The 19,719-nt window shown below is 59.8% G+C and carries 21 protein-coding genes and 1 pseudogene; 11 read left to right on the forward strand and 11 right to left on the reverse strand.

Features of this window, described 5'->3' with window-relative positions:
* Positions 1 to 162: 162 nt before the first annotated feature.
* The 5 genes and pseudogenes from gmd (at position 163) to L6444_RS16440 (ending at position 4,585) form a co-directional block, all read left to right on the forward strand.
* Positions 163 to 1,185, forward strand: a complete 1,023-nt coding sequence (gmd, locus tag L6444_RS16420) for a GDP-mannose 4,6-dehydratase (RefSeq protein ID WP_236975615.1) — start codon at positions 163 to 165, stop codon at positions 1,183 to 1,185.
* The gene (locus L6444_RS16425; RefSeq protein WP_236975617.1) at positions 1,182 to 2,150 is read left to right on the forward strand and encodes a GDP-L-fucose synthase family protein; all 969 of its coding nucleotides are present in this window, start codon (positions 1,182 to 1,184) and stop codon (positions 2,148 to 2,150) included. The genes gmd and L6444_RS16425 overlap by 4 nt, the downstream gene beginning before the upstream one ends.
* 53 nt (positions 2,151 to 2,203) lie before the next feature.
* Positions 2,204 to 2,905 carry an FkbM family methyltransferase gene (locus L6444_RS16430; RefSeq protein ID WP_236984193.1) on the forward strand — a complete coding sequence of 234 codons (702 nt, stop codon included), beginning with the start codon at positions 2,204 to 2,206 and terminating at the stop codon, positions 2,903 to 2,905.
* Positions 2,906 to 2,961: 56 nt separating this feature from the next.
* Positions 2,962 to 3,640: pseudogene (locus L6444_RS16435) on the forward strand (glycosyltransferase family 2 protein).
* 21 nt (positions 3,641 to 3,661) lie between these two features.
* A complete protein-coding gene (locus L6444_RS16440; RefSeq protein WP_236975620.1) occupies positions 3,662 to 4,585 on the forward strand; it encodes an NAD-dependent epimerase/dehydratase family protein in 924 nt (307 codons plus the stop codon).
* Between the two features lie 18 nt (positions 4,586 to 4,603).
* Here the strand turns inward: L6444_RS16440 and L6444_RS16445 are convergent, their stop codons facing one another.
* The 5 genes from L6444_RS16445 to rfbF form a co-directional block, all read right to left on the reverse strand.
* Positions 4,604 to 5,269 carry a methyltransferase domain-containing protein gene (locus L6444_RS16445; protein ID WP_236975622.1) on the reverse strand — a complete coding sequence of 222 codons (666 nt, stop codon included), beginning with the start codon at positions 5,267 to 5,269 and terminating at the stop codon, positions 4,604 to 4,606.
* 396 nt (positions 5,270 to 5,665) lie between these two features.
* On the reverse strand, positions 5,666 to 6,694 hold the full coding sequence (locus L6444_RS16450; RefSeq protein ID WP_236975633.1) for an N-acetylneuraminate synthase family protein: 1,029 nt from the start codon (positions 6,692 to 6,694) through the stop codon (positions 5,666 to 5,668).
* Positions 6,695 to 6,796: 102 nt separating this feature from the next.
* Positions 6,797 to 8,632: a thiamine pyrophosphate-binding protein gene (locus L6444_RS16455; RefSeq protein ID WP_238305841.1), complete on the reverse strand. Its 1,836-nt coding sequence runs from the start codon at positions 8,630 to 8,632 to the stop codon at positions 6,797 to 6,799.
* Positions 8,629 to 9,561, reverse strand: a complete 933-nt coding sequence (locus L6444_RS16460) for a glycosyltransferase family 2 protein (RefSeq protein ID WP_236975637.1) — start codon at positions 9,559 to 9,561, stop codon at positions 8,629 to 8,631. The genes L6444_RS16455 and L6444_RS16460 overlap by 4 nt, the downstream gene beginning before the upstream one ends.
* An 8-nt stretch (positions 9,562 to 9,569) precedes the next feature.
* The gene (gene rfbF, locus L6444_RS16465; protein ID WP_236975640.1) at positions 9,570 to 10,346 is read right to left on the reverse strand and encodes a glucose-1-phosphate cytidylyltransferase; all 777 of its coding nucleotides are present in this window, start codon (positions 10,344 to 10,346) and stop codon (positions 9,570 to 9,572) included.
* A 153-nt stretch (positions 10,347 to 10,499) separates the two neighbouring features.
* On the opposite strand from rfbF, the gene rfbH reads away from it, so the two are divergent.
* From rfbH to L6444_RS16490, 6 genes are all read left to right on the forward strand, one after another.
* Positions 10,500 to 11,867, forward strand: coding sequence for a lipopolysaccharide biosynthesis protein RfbH (gene rfbH, locus L6444_RS16470; RefSeq protein WP_255731307.1), 1,368 nt, complete (start codon positions 10,500 to 10,502; stop codon positions 11,865 to 11,867).
* A 2-nt stretch (positions 11,868 to 11,869) separates the two neighbouring features.
* Complete coding sequence (locus L6444_RS30165; protein ID WP_255730609.1) at positions 11,870 to 12,304, forward strand: GDP-mannose 4,6-dehydratase; 435 nt, start codon at positions 11,870 to 11,872, stop codon at positions 12,302 to 12,304.
* On the forward strand, positions 12,225 to 12,887 hold the full coding sequence (locus L6444_RS16475; protein WP_255730610.1) for a GDP-mannose 4,6-dehydratase: 663 nt from the start codon (positions 12,225 to 12,227) through the stop codon (positions 12,885 to 12,887). The genes L6444_RS30165 and L6444_RS16475 overlap by 80 nt, the downstream gene beginning before the upstream one ends.
* Positions 12,888 to 12,967: 80 nt before the next feature.
* Positions 12,968 to 13,375: a GtrA family protein gene (locus L6444_RS16480; RefSeq protein ID WP_236975644.1), complete on the forward strand. Its 408-nt coding sequence runs from the start codon at positions 12,968 to 12,970 to the stop codon at positions 13,373 to 13,375.
* 19 nt (positions 13,376 to 13,394) lie between these two features.
* A complete protein-coding gene (locus L6444_RS16485; protein WP_236975646.1) occupies positions 13,395 to 14,171 on the forward strand; it encodes a hypothetical protein in 777 nt (258 codons plus the stop codon).
* Positions 14,152 to 14,775: a hypothetical protein gene (locus L6444_RS16490; protein WP_236975656.1), complete on the forward strand. Its 624-nt coding sequence runs from the start codon at positions 14,152 to 14,154 to the stop codon at positions 14,773 to 14,775. The genes L6444_RS16485 and L6444_RS16490 overlap by 20 nt, the downstream gene beginning before the upstream one ends.
* A gap of 103 nt (positions 14,776 to 14,878) precedes the next feature.
* Here L6444_RS16490 and L6444_RS30170 read toward each other — a convergent pair whose 3' ends face one another.
* The 6 genes from L6444_RS30170 to L6444_RS16515 all read right to left on the reverse strand — a co-directional run bounded on the left by L6444_RS30170 (position 14,879) and on the right by L6444_RS16515 (position 19,678).
* Positions 14,879 to 15,331 (reverse strand): SDR family NAD(P)-dependent oxidoreductase, encoded by a 453-nt coding sequence (locus tag L6444_RS30170; protein WP_255730612.1) that lies wholly within the window; start codon positions 15,329 to 15,331, stop codon positions 14,879 to 14,881.
* Positions 15,318 to 15,632 carry an SDR family oxidoreductase gene (locus L6444_RS30175; RefSeq protein WP_255730613.1) on the reverse strand — a complete coding sequence of 105 codons (315 nt, stop codon included), beginning with the start codon at positions 15,630 to 15,632 and terminating at the stop codon, positions 15,318 to 15,320. Before L6444_RS30175 ends, L6444_RS30170 begins: the two co-directional genes overlap by 14 nt.
* An 8-nt stretch (positions 15,633 to 15,640) precedes the next feature.
* Complete coding sequence (locus L6444_RS16500; protein ID WP_236975658.1) at positions 15,641 to 16,420, reverse strand: SDR family oxidoreductase; 780 nt, start codon at positions 16,418 to 16,420, stop codon at positions 15,641 to 15,643.
* Positions 16,421 to 16,603: 183 nt separating this feature from the next.
* Positions 16,604 to 17,488, reverse strand: coding sequence for a hypothetical protein (locus L6444_RS16505; protein ID WP_236975660.1), 885 nt, complete (start codon positions 17,486 to 17,488; stop codon positions 16,604 to 16,606).
* Complete coding sequence (locus L6444_RS16510) at positions 17,485 to 18,387, reverse strand: hypothetical protein (RefSeq protein WP_236975662.1); 903 nt, start codon at positions 18,385 to 18,387, stop codon at positions 17,485 to 17,487. Before L6444_RS16510 ends, L6444_RS16505 begins: the two co-directional genes overlap by 4 nt.
* A protein-coding gene (locus L6444_RS16515) for an IS3 family transposase (protein WP_236975664.1) occupies positions 18,384 to 19,678 on the reverse strand; the annotation gives its coding sequence in 2 pieces (ribosomal slippage) (positions 18,384 to 19,405 and positions 19,405 to 19,678; 1,296 coding nt in all). Before L6444_RS16515 ends, L6444_RS16510 begins: the two co-directional genes overlap by 4 nt.
* Positions 19,679 to 19,719: the final 41 nt, after the last annotated feature.

A 19,719-nucleotide genomic window follows, 5' to 3' on the forward strand; every position in this document is an offset into this window, starting at 1 on the left:
TCTTTCATGGCAGCCCAGAAGCGACTTCATCGCGAGTACGCAAATTCAGGCCGATTGCCGAGTCCTGTACCTTAAAATCCGGGCGGAGAGGCGGTCTAACGGACCTAAGCGCAACGTCGGGCTGATGACAGCGGCGGGGTCGACGACAGGAATGGAAACCGAGTGAAGCGAGCGCTGATAACCGGCATCACCGGGCAGGACGGCTCGTATCTCGCGGAACTCCTCCTCAGCAAAGGATATGAGGTTCACGGGCTGATCCGTCGAGCGTCGACGTTCAATACCTCGCGGATCGACCACCTCTATGTTGATCCTCACGACCCCGGTGCGCGCCTGTTCCTGCACTATGGTGACCTGATCGACGGTACTCGGTTGGTGACGTTGCTGAGCACCATCGAACCTGACGAGGTATATAACCTCGCGGCCCAGTCGCATGTGCGAGTGAGCTTCGACGAACCCGTGCACACCGGCGACACCACTGGTATGGGTTCGATTCGACTACTGGAAGCCGTCCGCCTGTCCCGGGTGCAATGTCGCTTCTACCAGGCATCGTCTTCGGAGATGTTCGGCGCATCCCCGCCGCCACAGAACGAGTCGACGCCGTTTTATCCTCGGTCGCCGTATGGCGCGGCCAAAGTGTACTCGTACTGGGCGACCCGTAACTATCGCGAAGCCTACGGACTGTTCGCAGTGAACGGCATCTTGTTCAATCACGAATCACCAAGGCGCGGTGAGACGTTCGTAACGCGCAAGATTACGCGTGCCGTGGCACGCATCAAGGCCGGCCTGCAGTCCGAGGTCTTTATGGGCAACCTCGATGCGGTTCGCGACTGGGGGTATGCGCCGGAGTACGTCGAAGGTATGTGGCGAATGCTGCAGGCACCTGAGCCCGACGACTTCGTTCTGGCGACGGGGCGCGGCTACACCGTCCAGGAATTCGCCCAGACTGCCTTCGATCACGCCGGCCTGGATTGGCGCAAGCACGTGAGATTCGACGAACGCTATCTACGGCCCACCGAGGTCGATTCGCTGATCGGCGATGCAACCAAGGCCGCTCAAACGCTCGGGTGGAAGGCGTCAATCCACACTGCCGAATTAGCCCGAATCATGGTGGATGCGGACATTGCCGCCCTAGAGTGCGAAGGCACACCCTGGGTCGACGAACCGATATTCGCCGGAGAGAAATGACCGCTGCCTATCCAATCGGAGCCCTTGACCGCGCGGCTCCGATCTACATCGCCGGGCATCGCGGACTAGTCGGCTCTGCCTTGGTGCGGAAGTTCCTCGGTGAAGGATTCACCAATCTCGTTCTGCGGTCGCGGGACCAACTCGATTTGACCGATCGCGCCGCGACGTTCGACTTCATGGCCACATCCAGGCCTCAGGTGGTCATCGACGCGGCGGCCCGGGTGGGTGGCATCATGGCAAACAGCACCTACCCGGCCGACTTTCTCTCGGAAAACCTGCAGATCCAGGTCAATCTGCTCGACGCAGCGGTGGCGATGCGGGTACCGCGGTTACTGTTTCTGGGCTCGTCGTGCATTTACCCGAAGTTCAGTCCGCAGCCGATCCGAGAGAACGCGCTGCTTACCGGGCCGCTCGAGCCGACCAACGACGCGTACGCTATCGCCAAGATTGCCGGGATTCTTCACGTGCAATCGGTGAGGCGTCAATACGAGTTGCCGTGGATTTCCGCGATGCCCACGAATTTGTATGGGCCGGGAGATAATTTCTCCCCGTCCGACTCGCATCTGCTGCCGGCACTCATTCGTCGGTATGACGAAGCGAGAGCTACGGGCGCACCGGCGGTTACGAACTGGGGCAGCGGGACACCTCGGCGTGAGCTGTTGCACGTCGATGATCTTGCAAGTGCGTGCTTGCACTTGCTTGAACACTTTGACGGGCCGAATCAGGTCAACGTCGGTACCGGCGTCGACCACACGATCCGCGAAATCGCCGAAATGGTAGCCAAAGCGGTCGGCTACCGAGGCGAAACTCGTTGGGATGCAACCAAACCGGATGGCACGCCCCGAAAGGTGCTGGACGTTTCGTTGCTACGGGAGGCAGGGTGGCAGCCCAGCATCGCGCTCGCTGACGGCATCGCGTCAACCGTCGCGTGGTATCGGGAGAACGCCGCCGGGGTGAGGCAATAGATGGACGACGTGAGTGTGACAAGGTGAGTTTCTTTCATCGTGCCCGCGCAATCATGCAGCGTGGCGGCATCGAAGTGTCCCGGTACCGTCCTGATCTGGACTTCAAGCGCAATTTCTTGCGTCAACTGGAATCGCACCAAGTCAACGTAGTTCTCGATGTCGGCGCCAACTCCGGGCAGTACGGCGCCGGTCTGCGTGCAGCGGGATTCAAAGGGCAAATAGTCTCGTTCGAACCGCTGTCGGGACCATTCAAGAAATTGCGGCGCGAGGCCTCCGGCGATTTGAGATGGGAGTGCCGACATTGTGCGCTGGGTGACTATGACGGCGTTACATCGATACATATAGCGGGCAACTCGGGCGAAAGCAGCTCAGTATTGCCTATGCTAGAAACTCATCGGGAAGCCTATCCCCCAGCTAATTATGTCGGGGTCGAAGAAGTACCGATACACCGACTCGACTCTATAGCCGCGGAAATCTTGCGACCAACCGACGTCGCATTTCTCAAAATTGATGTTCAAGGCTTCGAGAAGCAAGTGCTGGCAGGAAGCACGTCGACGGTAAGCGAGCATTGCGTCGGTATGCAACTCGAACTGTCGTTCGTGCCCCTCTACGAAGGCGGCATGCTCATACGCGAGGCACTCGATCTCGCGCATTCGCTGGGCTTCACGTTGACCGGGCTACAACCTTGTTTCACGGATTTACGCAACGGTCGAATGTTGCAAGCCGACGGCACGTTCTTCCGTGAGGATGATTAGTGGACGATCCCGGGAGAGCACCCGAGTTCTCGATCATCATTCCGACCTTTAATGTGATGTCGACCCTGCGGGCCTGCCTGAACAGCATTGCCGTTCAAACGTTCCGCAGCTTCGAGGTCGTCCTGGTCGACGGCGGGTCCACGGACGGAACTATGGACGTCGTCGAAAACTACCGCGCCAGCTTCGGCCAGCGTCTTATCCTCCATTCCGGCCCGGACAAAGGCCCTTACGATGCCATGAACCGCGGCGTAGGCATGGCCAGCGGTGCATGGCTGTTTTTCCTTGGAGCCGATGATGCACTCTACGAGTCGGATACCCTGGCTAAAATAGCCAATTTCGCCAGCGAGCAGGAGAACGCGGATCTTATATATGGCGACGTGATCATGCGCTCGAAGGGAACCCGGTACGCCGGAATATTCGACCTTGACCGTCTGGTATTCGAGCGGAACATATGCCATCAGGCGATTTTTTACCGCCGCGAACTTTTCAGCAATATCGGCCCCTACAACCTGCGTTATCGGTTATGGGCCGACTGGGACTTCAATATTCGCTGTTTTTTCCAACCCGGCACTCGTGACTCGGTACGTGGATATCGTTGTTGCTGACTACAACGATATTAGCGGTCTGAGCAAAAAAGAGGACAAAGAATTCAAGAAGCGATTGCCTGTGTTCATCGGCGCGGGGTGTCTGGAGGTGCTGCGCCGAAAGCTACGGAAACCGGAAAGGGGTTCGTGACTGATCAACGAAATTGACGAAATGGTGAGTGCCGGCGCGCGCGCACTTGCGACAAAGGCGATCGGCGACGACCGAATACTTGTCACCGGCGCATCAGGTTGGCTTGGAAGGACTGCTCTGGACCTGTTGGCCCCCTTGGATCTGCCCACCCTAGCGCTGGCCAGTCGAGCCCGGACTATCCAAGTTGATGGTCGCGATATCGAGTGCCGCGTGTGGGACGAGCGGGAGGTGGCCGATTTTGCCCCGACCGTCGTGCTGGACTGCGCGTTTCTCACCCGCGACCGAGTCGCCGAGTTGTCGCTCGATGAGTACATTTCGGCTAATCGGACACTGACGGATCGCCTGCTGCACGCCACACGACTGCCAGGCGTACGTCTTGTACTTACGGTTTCCAGCGGAGCGGCTGTTTACCCGAAAGACGCTCTCACAGCTCCGATTGAGGACAACCCGTACGGCTACCTCAAGCGTGAGGCAGAAATCCGCATGAACGAAGCCGCCGCCGAGACTGATGCGGTTCCCGTCGTGGTGCGGGCGTGGAGCATTTCCGGCGCCCATGTGCAAAAACCCGAGGGTTACGCGCTCGGCTCCATGATCCGCGATGCTGCGGCGGGGTCCATCCGAATCATGGCGCGCCGACCGGTATTTCGTCGCTTCGTGCTCGCTGAAGAGTTACTGGCAATAGGTCTGGCCGAGGGAGGCGTGGGACCCGCCACGGTTGACAGTGGCGGCGAGCTGGTCGAGATGGCTGAGCTAGCTGCACGGGTTGCGTCAGTGATCCGTCCCGACACAGTGATCAGCCGCGGCGAAGTCAAGCCCGGTAATCCAGATCGCTACCATTCCGACGGCCAGGATTGGGAAATGCGCTGCCGGAAATGGGATTTGGCGAGCCTGCCCCTTGATCGCCAGATTGAGATCACGGCCCGCGGAGTGCTGGGCCGCAACTAATTCGGCGTCACGCTGCGGTCAAACTGGAATGGCGAGCACTCCCAAGCGGCCCATCCGCAAACCCCCGACACTCGCGGTTGGGTCGGCCTGCGTGCAGACTACTCGGAAATTTCCCGCGGCAAGCAACGCCCGCAACGATTTCGTCGAGAAATAGTTGATGTGCTCGCTCTGCTTGACGGCCCCAAGTCGCGGTACGGTGCGACCCAGGTTCCGCGCAACGCCGGCAGCGAAATCTGCAGCAACCCAACTGCCATGGGTGGCTGACACCCAGTCGAGAAAGCGACGGTAGCGCTCTCCCCCATGCCAAGGGCGGACCTTCGGCCGGTCCAATGGAACCTCAACGTAGAACAGCCCATCCTCACCGATAGCGGCCCGAACTTCCTTGACCAGCGCCGCAGGGTCCACGAGGTGCTCGAGCAAATGAGCCGCGATGACCAGATGGGGTTGTTCTGGTAGCTCCACCAGCGATGCCGCCGCCCGTACACCGTCCACCAGTTTCTTGCCCGAAACCTCAATAACGTACTTCGGGCCCGCGTAGCCTACGGGAAAGAACTGACCTTCATCGCCGCCGTAGTCGACGATGTTGCGCAACTCATTGATGTTGGTATAGGACGCAACGATCCCGGTCAGGAACCCGACGCGTTCGGCAGCACCCTCCGATCCAGGCTCCGTCGCCGAATTCACGTTGCGTGAATACCAAGGCTCCCAACGTCGCCGTATTGATAGATACCGGCCGTTCCGGTACCCCGAATACATTGCATCGAGAGCCTTCTCGTCGAATCGATGCGAGAAGTAGACCAAATCGCAAGTGACGCAACAACACAACGCCGTGCGCCGCTCGGCGTCCGCTGGGTCACCTTGGGAGCTCCAAAATGAATGGCGCGATCCTGCCATGGGCTTGGACAGTCGCGGCAGCACCGCAGATCGGACACAGTGTGGGTGCACCGGCTTGCTTCCCGTCGGGGGCGGGCAGCTGAGCGGACTTCGCCATGACCTCGTCAGAACCCGCGGTCGAGGATGAACTGACGCAGGTAGTCCGACTCGGCATAGGGACCGTCGACGTGTTCGATCGTCAGTGGCTCATCCACTTTGATCGGCTCGGTGAGCTTTTTGACCGTTCAGGATCTCTCGACAGGAAAGCTGGCCTTTACGAAGAGGAATGGCTAGGTAAAAATCGTCGTTGAAGGTAGCGCTGTGGAATTCGTAGCCCGGCTCTAGGTCACGCTTGGCGTAAGCACCGCGGACCAATGCATCCAGGTACTGGATCTCCTCTTTCGGAAGCACCCGGCGGCGGTCTGATGAACCACCGCACATCTCTTCGGCTTTCCGGAAAGCCTTGAACCATGTGTCGATTTGCTCGGGAAGTGAGCAATAGGACGAGACGGGTACGTCGTCGTAGTCGATGTCGACGTGTCGCTCCCAGGTCCGCGCCCCCTTCGCGTAAGAAATCAGCATGCTTGAGTGCCAGTCGTGATACTCATGGGTCGACAGACCGATTACATGGTCGTCGTATCGCGAACGTAGATAGTCGATTTGGTTGAGTTCGAGCTGGTAGTCCTCGGAAGGGTAGAGACTCACACAGTGGTTGATCGCCAGTGGAATGGCGCGATGCTCAAAGAACGTCACGACATCGTCAAGCGACTTCTCATTCGCACCGCCGGACGAGATAATCGTCGGGCGCCGCGTGGAGGCGATCTTCTCTAGCAAAGGCCAGTCGTTGCAATCGGAACTCGCCACTTTGATGATCGGAAAGTCGAGTTCAACGCACAGATCGACGGACGTTTCGTCGAACGGAGTGGCCATCGGAATGCAGCCGACGCGCCTGGTCTCTTCGGCCAGCACTTTGAAGTTCGCCTTGGACAGTCGGGTCGCCTCAGTCTTGCTGATGTAGCGAATCTCCTTATTGCCCTTGAAGTCGTCATGGATAAAGTTCTCGACGTCGCGGAACTGGAATTTGATCGCGGCCTTGACCGAGTTGTAGCGGACCACCCGACCGTAGTCGCTCACAATCTTCTTGCCACGCTCCAAGTCGCCCCAGTGATTGTTGGCCGCCTCCAGTACAAAGAGGTTCTCAAAAATTTCACGGTCTCGCTGGCTTGGCTTGTTCATACGATCGTGCCTCCCTCGTCACGTCGACGCCTTAACGCGCTCCATTCTGCGACATGCGTACCAATTTCGTGGCGTAACGGCGTTATTAGCTGGATCATGTGCTCAGGCTTGGGGTACTGCCGACTTGAGGTGGACGAGAACGCGTTCCTCCACCGCGGTTGGCAGCGGCGGACTCATCCGGTGCAACGGGTTGGACTTCATCGAACCGTCTGGCTGCACCGCCGAGCTGATTTTCGGGTAGTAGGTCTGCTCGGGGTCTACTGGGACCTCGATCAGTGCAGGACCGTCTGCTTGAAGCAGCTCAGTCACACCGGAAGCATCGAACAACGAACGCAAGTCACCACCGTCCGTGCCGGCTTTGACTTCGATTCGTGCATACGGAATGCCGTACGCCTTGGCCAAATCCTGCCAGTTCGGCAGGCCCAGGCCAGTCGTGGCATCGCAGCCGATCCAGGCTCCGTTGAAGTAGTTGCGCTGCGTCATCCGGATCGACGCGTAGCCGTTATTCACCATCAAGAAAACCTTGAGCTTTACTCCAGTGACCGCGAGCGTGCCGAGTTCTTGCAGATTCTGCGCGAACCCGCCGTCTCCCTCGTTGAGCAGAACTTGCCGACCGGGGTTAGCCAGCGCAGCGCCGATGGCGCCGGAGAGCCCATAGCCCATGCTCGCCAACGACTTGTCGCCGACGACCTTCTGGTCAGCCCGCAGCTGGAGGGCCTGCATAGCTACGACCTCCGCGTTGCCGCTGCTACACGGCAGGACGACCGCGTCTGGTTCGGCGATGTCACACAGCTGCATCGCGAACTCATACGGTTTGACAAAGCCGGGAGAGGTAACGTTTTGCGGGTCGTTGAGGGGCAACTCGGCCCGTACAGAAGCGATGAACTCCCGCCACGTTTCCCACCGCGCCGGATCGCCGAGATCGGCGGCGTACAGAGCGGCCAGGAATCGGTTGGCTTCCCCACACAGTGGCAAATCGACGCGTGGGTGTCCTTTTTCCAACTCCGCGGCGTCGATATCGACCTGGACGACGCGCCCTACCGGCACGAACTCCTCCCAGGCAAAGCCGGTTTGCTGCAAACCCAACCGGGTGCCGATTGCGACCACCAGGTCTGACTGCTGAATAAGGATGTTGGCCGCCCGGGGTCCAGCGCCGTTGGGGCGCCCCGCGTAAAGCGGGTGCTCGGTCGGAACCCGGTCGATGCCGTTCCAGGTCGTCATGAGGGGGATGCCGGCTGCTGCGGTCCGCTCCCCCAGCGCTCGAACGGCGCGACGGCTCACCCCACCACCGATGAGGATGATTGGGCGCTCCGACTCGCGCATCCACGCGGCAACCCGTTCGACCTCGGCCGCGGGCACGTCATCCAGAGCGGCCGCCTCGGGGACCGCCGGGCTCTCCGGCGCCGGGATCGTGGGTGCCGCCTGGGCATCGAGGCAGACCTCGAGAAATACCGGTCCCTGCCGTGGCGTGCGACCATCGAGGACTGCGTCTAGGACGATGTCGCGTTCGACCGGTCGTTCAATGCGTAACGCCCGCTTGGTAATACTGCTCACCAGCTCGACGCCGTCGATCTCCTGGATGCCACGCTGACGTACCGAACCGCGGCTCAGATCGCTGCTCTTGACCTGTCCGCCGATGACCAACAATTCACGGCTTTCCTGCCAAGCTCCGGCAATGCCCGTTAGCGCATTCGTAATGCCGGGCCCGGCGGTGACCAGGGCCATCGCACGACCGGCACCGTCATCGCGTGAAGCATTGAAGTGTTCCACCGCGATCGCGGCACCTACCTCGTGAACAAAGGGCACACACACCATCCGGGTTCGGACTGAATCGAGAAGGTGCATGATGTTGCCGCCGGCGACGAAGAAGCAATGGGTGTAACCGGCGCCGACCAACCAGTCGATCAGCTGGTCACCGTATTTAGTTGGCGCTGTCATAACCCGACTTTCCTGGTCACAACGAAATTGGGGCGTTGTTTGACTTCCTCGTAAATGAGCGCCAAGTATTCGCCGACGACCCCGAGGAGCAATGTGACAACACCGAAACCGATCAGCATGATGCAGATCAAAGAGCCGTACCCGGGAAATGGCACCCCCATTAGGAAGAAGCGCACAGCGAGCAGAACCACGGAGACGGCTGCGAGACCACTCAAGGCAAAGCCGGTGAGCGTGATAAGCCGCAGCGGCATGTAGGAATGGGCAAGGATACCCTTGCCTGCCAGGTCGATTACGCCAAACGTGTAAGCCTTGGATTCCCCTGCGAAACGAGGTGCCCGCTTCATCGGCAGGCCGATCGATTTGAAACCGACCCAGGAGAACAGGCCCCGAACGAACCTATTGCGTTCATCCATCGCGCGCACCGCCTCGTAAACTTTGCGGTCCACCAAACGAAAGTCGCTAGCGTTCTTGGTGATCCGATCGTCGGTGAGGTAACCGGCGAGCCAGTAGAACAATTGTGAGTTCATCCTGCGGATGGGACCGACGCCACCCCGTTCGGTGACAACTCCGTAAACGTTTTCGTATCCCTGTTCCCACGCGCGAATCATGTCGTGGATGAACTCGGGCGGGTCCTGCAGGTCGGCGGTCATTAGTACGACGGCATCGGCATCCACCACGTTGAGACCGGCGGTCAGCCCGCCATCCATCCGGAAGTTGCGGGCCAGTTGCAAGATCTTGAAACGCGGGTCCGCCTCATGAATTGCAAGCAGTTTGTCCATCGTGTCATCGGTCGAACCGTTCTCGATGATGATCGCCTCGAAGTCGTATTCCGGCTCGGAGTCGAACACCTTTGCGAGCTGCCGGGCTAATTCTTCGACGCACTCACTTTCATTGAAAGCGGGCGAGATCACTGCGATTTTCTTCTTCACTGCCGCACCTAACTCCACACTTTCCAGGGTGGGTTACCACCGCTCCAGAGGTTGTTCAGTAATTGCGATTCCCGGAAAGTATCCATCGGCTGCCAGAATCCGTGGTGCGGGAATGCGGCGATTTGACGATCCTCGGCAAGCCGCAGCAAGGGCTTATCCTCGAGGACCGTTTCGTCGCCTTCTAGATAATCGAACACTCCCGGCTCAAAAATGAAGTAGCCGATGTTGATCCAGTCCTCGGTTTTGGGCTTCTCTCGAAATTTGGCAACGGCTCCGTCTTGTTCGAGGTCAATGACTCCGAACCGGCTCATCGGCTGGGTCGCTGTCACGGTCGCGATCTTGCCGTGCGCGCGGTGAAACTCGATCAGCGCGGGAATGTCCACGTCCGCGATCCCGTCGCCGTAGGTGCACAGAAAGGTCTCGTCGCCCACGTACTTCCGAATGCGCTTGATCCGACCTCCGGTCATCGTGTCCAGACCTGTATCGGCAACCGTCACCTGCCAATTGAATTCATCGTGAGACCCGTGGTACTTGATGCTGGACTGGTCGCCAAGTGTGATGGTGAAGTCCAGGTTGGACACCCCATAGTTGGAGAAGTAGCCCTTGATGTATTCGCTCTTGTAACCCGTGCACACCACGAACTCCGAAATGCCGTGGTGGCCAAGGATTTTCATGATGTGCCAAAGCACAGGGCGACCGCCCACCTCCACCATCGGCTTCGGGCGGAACTCGGTCTCCTCACGCATACGGGTGCCGAGGCCGCCCGCGAGGAGCACGGCTTTCATTACCATTGTTCCAATCTCAAGTAGTTTGTCCCCCAAGCGCGGTTTCGCTGACGTGGCGTCGCGCAGATGACACACTAGCAACGCAGCGACGCGGCCGGAGGGGTTTTGAGGCCGCCGCATAATGTTCCACATACACAGCTTTGAGGAGATGTCATTTCAAGACTCGATACCGATGAGTTTGGGGAGGGCGGGCTCGAGCAGGATCGCGAGGACATCCTCGCGGCGGTTCGCGGATACGCCAAGCGCAAGCTCGTGACATCGGAATTCGTCGCTGGCGAGACGCCCGTCCCAGTCTCAGGCAAGGTCCTGGATCCGGAGGATTTCGCCGCACTCGTCGACGCATCTCTGGACGGCTGGCTGACCGCCGGCCGGTTCCATCCGCTGTTCGAGCGCGCTCTGTACCGCTACGTGGGAGCCCGCGGCGCCGTTTTCGTCAACAGCGGGTCCAGCGCCAACCTGTGTGCTCTCAGCGCCCTGACCAGCCCCAAGCTCGCCGGCAACAAAAAGCGTTTCGGCAAGGGGCCACTTCAGCCCGGCGACGAAGTGCTCACCGTGGCCGCCGGCTTCCCCACGACCGTCAACCCGATCATCCAAAACGGCATGCGGCCGGTGGTGGTCGACATCGAGTTGGGCACCTACGACGCCATCCCGGAGCGGCTGCGTGAGGCCGTCGGGCCCAAGACACGGGCCATCATGATGGCACACACCCTGGGCAATCCGTTCGACCTCGACACCGTGCGGGAGCTGTGCGACAAGCACGGCCTGTGGCTGATCGAGGACTCCTGCGACGCACTCGGATCGACCTACGACGGCCAACGCACCGGCAGTTTCGGCGACACCGCGACCGTCAGCTTCTACCCCGCCCACCACATCACCACCGGTGAAGGTGGCGCCGTATTCGTCAAGTCGGCACTGGTACGCAAGCAGGTCGAGTCGTTCCGCGACTGGGGCCGGGACTGCTACTGCGCCCCCGGGAACGACAACACGTGTGAGAAGCGGTTCGAATGGCAACTCGGCGACCTGCCGAAGGGCTATGACCACAAGTACATCTACAGCCACATCGGTTACAACCTGAAAGCGACCGACATGCAGGCCGCTCTGGGGCTGTCGCAGCTGGCCAAGATCGACGGGTTCGTCCAGGCACGAAAAGAGAACTTCGACTACCTGACCTCGAAGTTGACCGGCACCGAGGGACTGATCCTGCCGGTCGCCACCCCCAAGTCGGAACCCTCCTGGTTCGGCTACCCGATCACTCTGGATCCCGAGCACCCCGTGGAGCGCACCAAGTTCATGCGCTTCCTCGACGAACGCAAGATCGGCTTCCGGCAGCTGTTCGCCGGCAACCTCGTCAAGCAGCCGGCCTATCGCAACGTCGACTTCCGGTTCGTCGGAGACCTGACCAACACCGACATCGTCATGAACCGCACGTTCTGGGTCGGCACCTATCCCGGTCTGACCACACCGATGCTGGACTTCGTCGCGGACTCGATCCGCGAGTACATGGCCGAAGCCGCGCGATAACCGTGCATTACCTCATCACCGGGCACACCGGGTTCAAGGGGCCGTGGCTGGTGCTACTGCTGCTGAGCCGCGGCCACCAGGTGTCCGGTCTGGCCCTGAATCCCGATGACGGCAGCCTGTTCCAACGGGCCGGGCTGACCGAACACCTGGTGAGCGACTTCCGGGTGGACATCCGCGACGCAGAAGCCACCGCCGCGGCGGTCAAGGCGGCCGCCCCCGACGTCGTGGTGCATATGGCCGCCCAGTCGCTGGTCCGCGAGTCGTATCGCAACCCGCGGTACACCTACGAGACCAACGCGATCGGGACCCTCAACGTGCTGGAAGCGGTCGGCGCCACCCCCCTCGGTGCGCGCACACGTGGTCATTACGACCGACAAGGTCTACCGCAACGTCGATCAGGAGGCCGGATACGTCGAAACCGACCCCCTCGGCGGTGATGATCCCTACAGCGCTTCCAAGGCGATGGCTGATCTGTTGGCCCAGTCCTGGATTCGCAGCTTTCCAGGTGTGCCCACCGCAATTGCGCGGGGCGGCAACGTCATTGGCGGTGGCGACGTCAGTCACGATCGGCTGCTACCAGATCTGGTGGCCGCCTATGCCGATGGCAGGGCGCCCCAATTGCGGTTTCCGCGCGCGGTGCGACCGTGGCAGCACGTACTGGATTGCCTTAACGGGTATCTCGTCCTTGCCGACGCGCTGCTAACTGGTTCCGGTTTGGGTCAGTGGAACTTCGGGCCGGGCCGCGACAGTTTCGTTCAGGTCGGCGAGGTCGCGACGCTGGCCGCCGAATTATGGGGCGGCGGTGCTCATTGGCAACCGCAGCCTGGCGACCACCCCCACGAGGCGAACCTGCTGGCCCTCGACGCCGGCAAGGCGGAACGTGAACTGGGCTGGCGCAATCGGCTCGGCTTTCGGGATGCCGTCACGTGGACAATCGACTGGGCTCGGCGCGTGCACGAAGGCGCCGACCCGCTGGCGGTGACTCAAGAACAGATCGCCGCGTTCGAGAGCCTCGGATGACCGAATTTGACCTGCCACCACAAGCTGCGCCCCCTGGGCCGCTGATCCGACTGGTTCACGATCAGCGGGTAGCGTTCCTGATGGTCGGGGTGATCAACACCGTCGTAGGGTTCGCGATATTCATTGCCTGCTCGGTGACCGTGGGCCACCTCGTTGACCATCGATTCGGCAAGGTCGCCGGATCACTGGTGACCGTCGGCGTCGCGCACGTACTTGCTGTGTTATCAGCTTTCGTGTTGCATCGACGGTTCGTGTTCCACGTTCGCGGACACGTTTTTCGCGACCTGGTGCGATTCTGGAGCGTCTACCTCACCGGGCTCGCAGTGAACATTGTAGTGTTACCTCTGCTGGTCCAGATGGGCCTGAACCGCATTGCGGGACAAGGGATCATCGTCGCATCCACCACATTTCTGAGCTACTTCGGCCACCGGCACTTCTCGTTCCGGCGCAGCGGGGACGACGCTGAAGATGAGACGCCGAGCCCCTAGTGCCACCGAGGGGATAAATGTGAGGCTATCGGCCGACACGCCTCGAAAGGTCGCTATCTCGATCCGTGAGCAGCTTTCAGGCGTCCTTCAACAGTCCGAGCGCACGCTACTAATCGGCACCATCCTTCTGATGTCAGCGGTGGCGGCGGCCACGAGCTTCGTACTCACCCAATACTTCTCCAAAGACGTAATCACATCTCTGTTCTATCTACGCGACGATTGCCGGGACGACATGGTCAAAGGCGTCGGGCGCCACTGCTTCACCGATTATGCGGATCTGGTGGCTTTGATGCAGCAGCCGGACCCCTGGCATCACTACTTCGTCTCTAGCACCGGTGTGTACTCGGCAGCAGCGCTCATGCCGTTTCGGCTTTTTGCGCTCTTAGGTAGCTGGTTGGGTGTGCCGCAACTGGTCTTGTTCGGATACCTGATCGCTCTGACCATGGCGGTCCTTACTCCTCCCGCCTTCTGGGCCGCTCGGGGCGCACGTGGTCTGGAAAGGCTCGTGATTTTCGTGGCTTGCGGCGCGGCCGCCATTCCGGCATTGGTCGATGTCGATCGAGGTAACTCGACCGGGTTTGTAGTGCCGATCATGCTGGTGTTTTTGATTGCATTGTGCAGACAACGGTGGGGGGGTGGTCGCAGTGATGGTGATCTTGGCTGCGCTGGTCAAACCACAGTTCGCCTTGTTGGGAGTTGCGTTACTCGCGGCTCGTCAATGGAGATTGGGCGGCATCGCGGCCGTCGGGGGCATACTATCCAACCTCGCGGCGTACTTGCTGCTGACGCCGCATGACTTTCCGCGAACCATCGTGCAGACAGTCGACAATATGCGCGGTCATAATTCGGGAAACCTTAATCAGAGTTTGCTGCTCGTCTCCTATAACGTGTCCTTCGGCAGGGGACTCCTATTGATCCCCGATGCCATCAAGAACGGGGCGGGCGACTTGCATGTTGGCTACCTCAGCGGTGCGCGCTCATTGATCGGATATGGCGTACTTGTCCTGATTGTCGGTTGCTTGTTCGCCCTCGGAAGACGCGTCCCCCCGGTGATGGTCGGAATCGCCCTGCTAGCTACCGCCTCGCTTTCCCCGCCGTTGGTTTACCACTACTACCTCGTTTTCGTGTTACCAGTCGCAGCGCTGCTGATACGCGACCCGGACGGCCCTCCGGGATCGGGAATCTTTGACCGACTCGCAACAATTGAGGACGGTCGTCGCGCAGTCGGGATCTGCGTCAGTCTCGCCGCCGCACTTAGCATCGCCCAGACACCACTGCCTTTCTCGCCAATCATCAGCGCATGGACTGGCCGCCTGGATCTCGTGGAAACCACTGCGGCGTTGGCTCCCCCTCTTGTGGCTGCTCGCATGCGCGGCAATCGTCGTCTCTTACGCCCGTAAACCGTGGTCAAAAAGCCGTGAAGACGTCTCTATACCAGTGTCAAGTCAACCTGTTACGGCGAACGCATCCTAAAGTTAAGCTTAACGGGTGCTAGTCGGATCACTATTGCGGCAACACGCCGCAATCGACATTTATGTTCTGGCCGGTAATGGCCGACGCTGCCGGTGATGCGAGATAGAGACAGAGATCGGCGACTTCGCCGCCCGTTGGCAAGCGGCGCAAGGCGGATTGCGTTGCAGCAAAATTGGCCAGCCAATCCTCAACGCTGTCGCCACCGGGCGGAGCTTCGGGCCGCCGCAAACCCTCCATCAATCCATCCGTGGCTACCAGCACCGGGCAGACACCGTTGACACGAATTCCCTTGGGCCCCAACTCCTTGGCAAGAGCCTGAGTGATGCCGTTCATGCCGAACTTCGACGCGCAGTAAACAGTGTTGTTCGGAGTTCCGCGCTTGCTGGCGATGCTGGAGACGTTAATAATGACCCCGCCAGAAGGCATGGCACCCGCAGCGGCTTGGCAACCAAATAGGCAACCCTTCAGGTTAGTGGCGATCATGTTGTCCCAAAAAAGCCTCATCAATGTTCTCGAGTGACCGCCATTCCGAGTAGCCGGCGTTGTTGACAAACACGTCGATGCTGCCGGATTTCGCCGCGGCATTTACCACAGCCTGCAGATCTTCGGGATCGCGTACGTCGCAGGCGATGAAGCGCATGCGCTCAGAAAATTCATCAGCGAAGCCGTTGTCGCTGCGTGAGGCGACGATGACGTCGTCGCCGTGGTGGTGGAAAGCGCGGGCGATATCCTGACCGATGCCTTTGTTACCGCCGGTAATGACTACTGTTCGTGGGTTAGTCACGAGTCCCCTCAAATTGACATGGCGCTAAAACCGCCGTCAACTGCGATCTCTGCGCCGGTGACGAAGCTGGCGGCATCCGACAGCATCCACAGAGACGCTCCGACCAATTCGCTCACTTCTCCGTAGCGGTTCATTGGAGTATGGCCCAAGATCGCTGCTTCCCGTTCGGGAGTAATGAAATTCTTGCGATTCCAGTCGGTGGGAAAGAATCCGGGGCGTAAGGCGTTTACCCGCACTCTCGCTGGAGCCCATTCCCGCGCCAAGTTTTTAGTCAGATTGACAATCCCAGCCTTCGCAACCGAATAGGCGTAGGCCTTCGATAGGGGTGGACCGGCAGACGCAGAAGATATGTTCATGATCGCGCCGTATCCGCGATTCACCATGTAACCACCCAGGACTTGGCAACCCAGGAGGGTACCGGTGAGTTGAGTAGCGAGCACTTCATCCCATTCCTCGACGCTAATATCGAGAAATGGCGTCGGCGAATTTATACCCGCACCGTTGACAGCGATATGAAGGTCACCCCACTTTTCCAGAATTTCATCCAGCGCGGCCTCGAAATCGCTTTTGCTCCGGACATCGACACGCAGCGGGAGGGCTTGCCCGCCGAAGTCGCGGATTTCCGCCGCGACCGCTTCGGATTTCTCGATTCGCGAATCCAAGATAGCCACCTTGACACCCGCTTTTGCGAGCCCTCTGCTGATCTCGCCAATCAGATGCCCGCCGGCTCCGGTCAGCGCAGCGACTTTATCCTCTAGGTTAAACAGGTTAGTCAGGTAGTTCTCCATGCAGCGCTTCCTGTAGTGGGTGGCAGGCCTGGATTTCAGCGCGGCGCCTGCATATTCTGGCAGAACACTACCCCGCCGCGGATTCGGGTCGACGCCCCGGTCAGACCAATCCGGCTCGTCCGGCGCGCCACCGGACGAGGCCAGCAAGCTCGGGGGCGGGAAAACGGTGGTGCTTCCGACGGACTACCGGGTTTGGATCAGCAACCATTTATTGTCCCACTTAACGCTGTTGCCAAAGTCGCTCGTATAAACGACTTTCCACGCACCATCGTTGATCTTCTGCTCGATCATGTCGTTTAGCAACCGATGCGGCAGTGGGTTGCCATGGTTGTATACCACCTCGTGCAAGCGAAGGATTTTGAGCTCCCGCTGGAGGAAGATCCACTTCGGCGGCGAATTTCGCAGCTCAGTAATCAAATTTTGAATGGTTTGCTCACAGGATATGTCGAAAAATGTCTGGACCGCATTATTCCACGGCGGTATGGCGCAGAAATAGTTTGCATAAGGCAACGGAATGGACAACAGATCATTGTCCGGGCCCTTTTCTTCGATCGTCTCACAGACTGGCTTAATCATATGCAATAGCTCGGTGCTGATTACCATTGGGCCATAGTCGGGGTGGTGATACACAGTTCGACCGCTGAACATGGGCTTTTCCGAATACGTATGCCAGTGGCAGGGATCATGAAATCGGTAGACAACTGTGGAACAAATCAGCAGAACAGCGGAAGCGTACAGAAATTCTCTTATCCATTGCTTCTTGACGTGGATGGGCGAGCAAATAGCCAACACTACAATCAACACCGCCACCGGCGAATAAAGGTCAAAATGTGATTCACCTGAGGACATCGATGCCGAAGCCAATTGTCCGAGCGGTATGAAAATGAGGATCTCGCGGGTATCCCAATCGCGGACGCGGGGCGAGCCCAGTAGCCACAGGATAAACTTCCAACCCACCCATAAGCACAGCCCGTATGCCAAAATTACGAGCGGGCTGTAGATAATTACCAATGCAACATTGTCTCTAATTAAAGTCACATACAGTGCGTAAGCCCAGTCGATCATCATTGCGAGGCCAACCGCGGCGAAAACGATCCGCTTCCAGCCATGTTTGCGGCCCAGCGGGCGCAGCGCAAAAAACCCAGATTAGCGCAAAAAAAGGCGCACCCCGCCGCTACTGAGCTCTGAAATCCATGACACAGCCATACAACCCTGCTCCAGGGAAGCCGCAGAGGGTGCAACAAAATGTCCAACGTGCCGCCTTTATTGCCGGCAGCATTCAGAAGCGTCGACGTGACGTAGTCATGCAAGGAATCCCCGGTAAGGGCCACGACGATCTGGACGGTCAAGCCCGTCGCGACGCCGTAGGCGAGTAAGGACAAGAGTTTCCTCGCGGGTGCCAGGCACATGATGCCAAGTACCACAGCAACGATCAGCGCAGCACCGTCGTTGGGCCGGGTGGTCAGCGCCAGGCCGGATAGCGCGCCAAGTAACGCCACCATACCCTGGGCACGGACGGCGCTCGACGCTTTTTGCAAGGCCAGCAGCGCTAGCAGGGAATACAGGACAAAGCAGTCGGCAAGGACGTGGTAGTCGTCGAAGCGGTATGCCTCGAAGGAAACGGTGACAAAGAAAGCGCAGGCGAGCACGATCCCCTTGCCGGCGTCTGAAAGGCTCGTTCGCCGCATCAGCAAGCGAAGCGCCAGGCAGTACGCCACCAAATGAAGTACCGCCGGGATCTTCGAGACCAGCCATCCCTTGCCGAGCACGGCCATGAAGGCGCTGGTTTCGAGTACGTAGACCGGCTGCAACACCAGATGCATATCGGAATAGAGGTGTTTGCCGGCGGCAAAAAAAACGCTGTACCAATACCAAACTCCGTCGCTAGCGGCGTGAGTGTTCGCGATCATGGCGAGCCCGAACAAGACGCAGAAGGCGAAGGAAATATGAACCGTCCCGAGTTTCATGCACCCTCGGGGTTCTGTGAGCCGGCCGGTTGGTCGGTCACGAGTTCGGAATAGTAGCGGGCTTCGGCTTCGGCCGGTGGGATGCGCCCGAGGCGGTGCATGAGGCGCTGCTGGTTGTACCAGGCGACGTAGTCGGCGGTGATGTACTCGACATCGCCCAGGGCGTTCAGCGGGCCGCGGCGAAACGGCGAATCCGCCCGGATGCACTCGTTCTTGTAGAGCCCGATGGTGGTCTCGGCCAACGCGTTATCGTAGGCATCGCCGACGCTGCCGACCGAGGGACGTAATCCCGAAAGAGTCAGTGTCTCACCGAATCTCACACTTGTATATTGACTGCCTGCGTCGCTGTGATGGATGCCGTCCTCGATGGGATGGCCCTGCCGTGCACGCAGTGCGGCGGCCTGGCGGATCGCCGATTCGACGAAGCGGGTGTGCTTGGAACCCGAGGCTTCCCAGCCCACGATGGCCCCGGCGTAGGCGTCGATGACGAACGCGACGTAGACGAACATCCCGGTGATGAGCCTGACGTAGGTGAAGTCGGCCACCAGCAGCAGGTTGGGGGCGCCCACGCCGAACTGGCGGTCGACCAGATCCGGCGGGCGCACCGCATTCGGGTCGGCGACGGTGGTGCGGACCGTCTTGCTCCGCCGAACGCCCTGCCAGCCGTTTTTGCGCATCAGCCGCTCCACGGTGGACTTGGCCACTGGGATGCCTTCGCGTTGCAGATGGGCCCACATCTTCAACGACCCGTACAGCGACTCCGGCTTGCGGCGGCCGTGTTCGTCGGGCTCGTAGTAGCCGGCCAGGATCTCGGTGATCGTGGCGTCCCACAGGGCCCGCTTCGACGGCGCCCGCGTGGCCCAGGCGTGGAATGTTCGCGGGGCGATCGGCACCCCATGCTCGGTGAGCACGCGGCAGATCGGAGCGACCCCAAAACGGTTCCTGTTCTCGGCGATGAACTGGCAGACCGTAGCGGTCAGCGGCGGTTGCGCGGGTCGCTCTCCCGCACGAAGAAAGTTGTTGCCGCCTTCAGGATTTCGATCGTCTGCTCCAGCTCAGCGTTACGTCGCTTGAGGGCGCGGATCTCTGCAGCCGCGGAGCTGGATACACCGTCGCGATCACCTTCGTCGATCTGGTGCTGACGGATCCAGTGACGCAACGTCTCAGCGGTCATCCCCAACCGCTTGGACACCGCGGTGATCGCTGCCCACTCGCTCGGATAGTCATCGCGATGGTCCAGCACAAGACGAACCGCCTTCGCCCGCGTGTCCCGGTCGTACTTGCTCGGCATGACATGCACCTTCCCAAGGAAGGAGGTGCGCATCAAACGCG

It is taken from the genome of Mycobacterium kiyosense (genome assembly GCA_021654635.1).
Taxonomy (GTDB): domain Bacteria; phylum Actinomycetota; class Actinomycetes; order Mycobacteriales; family Mycobacteriaceae; genus Mycobacterium; species Mycobacterium kiyosense.

Bases quoted from the DNA above. Each gene is read 5' to 3' on its own strand.
- L6444_RS16425 (WP_236975617.1), top strand. From the start codon at position 1,182: ATGACCGCTGCCTATCCAATCGGAGCCCTTGACCGCGCGGCTCCGATC.
- L6444_RS16430 (WP_236984193.1), top strand. From the start codon at position 2,204: ATGCAGCGTGGCGGCATCGAAGTGTCCCGGTACCGTCCTGATCTGGAC.
- L6444_RS16440 (WP_236975620.1), top strand. From the start codon at position 3,662: ATGGTGAGTGCCGGCGCGCGCGCACTTGCGACAAAGGCGATCGGCGAC.
- L6444_RS16450 (WP_236975633.1), bottom strand. From the start codon at position 6,694: ATGAACAAGCCAAGCCAGCGAGACCGTGAAATTTTTGAGAACCTCTTT.
- L6444_RS16455 (WP_238305841.1), bottom strand. From the start codon at position 8,632: ATGACAGCGCCAACTAAATACGGTGACCAGCTGATCGACTGGTTGGTC.
- rfbF (WP_236975640.1), bottom strand. From the start codon at position 10,346: ATGAAAGCCGTGCTCCTCGCGGGCGGCCTCGGCACCCGTATGCGTGAG.
- L6444_RS16480 (WP_236975644.1), top strand. From the start codon at position 12,968: ATGGTCGGGGTGATCAACACCGTCGTAGGGTTCGCGATATTCATTGCC.
- L6444_RS30170 (WP_255730612.1), bottom strand. From the start codon at position 15,331: ATGATCGCCACTAACCTGAAGGGTTGCCTATTTGGTTGCCAAGCCGCT.
- L6444_RS16500 (WP_236975658.1), bottom strand. From the start codon at position 16,420: ATGGAGAACTACCTGACTAACCTGTTTAACCTAGAGGATAAAGTCGCT.
- L6444_RS16505 (WP_236975660.1), bottom strand. From the start codon at position 17,488: ATGATGATCGACTGGGCTTACGCACTGTATGTGACTTTAATTAGAGAC.
- L6444_RS16510 (WP_236975662.1), bottom strand. From the start codon at position 18,387: ATGAAACTCGGGACGGTTCATATTTCCTTCGCCTTCTGCGTCTTGTTC.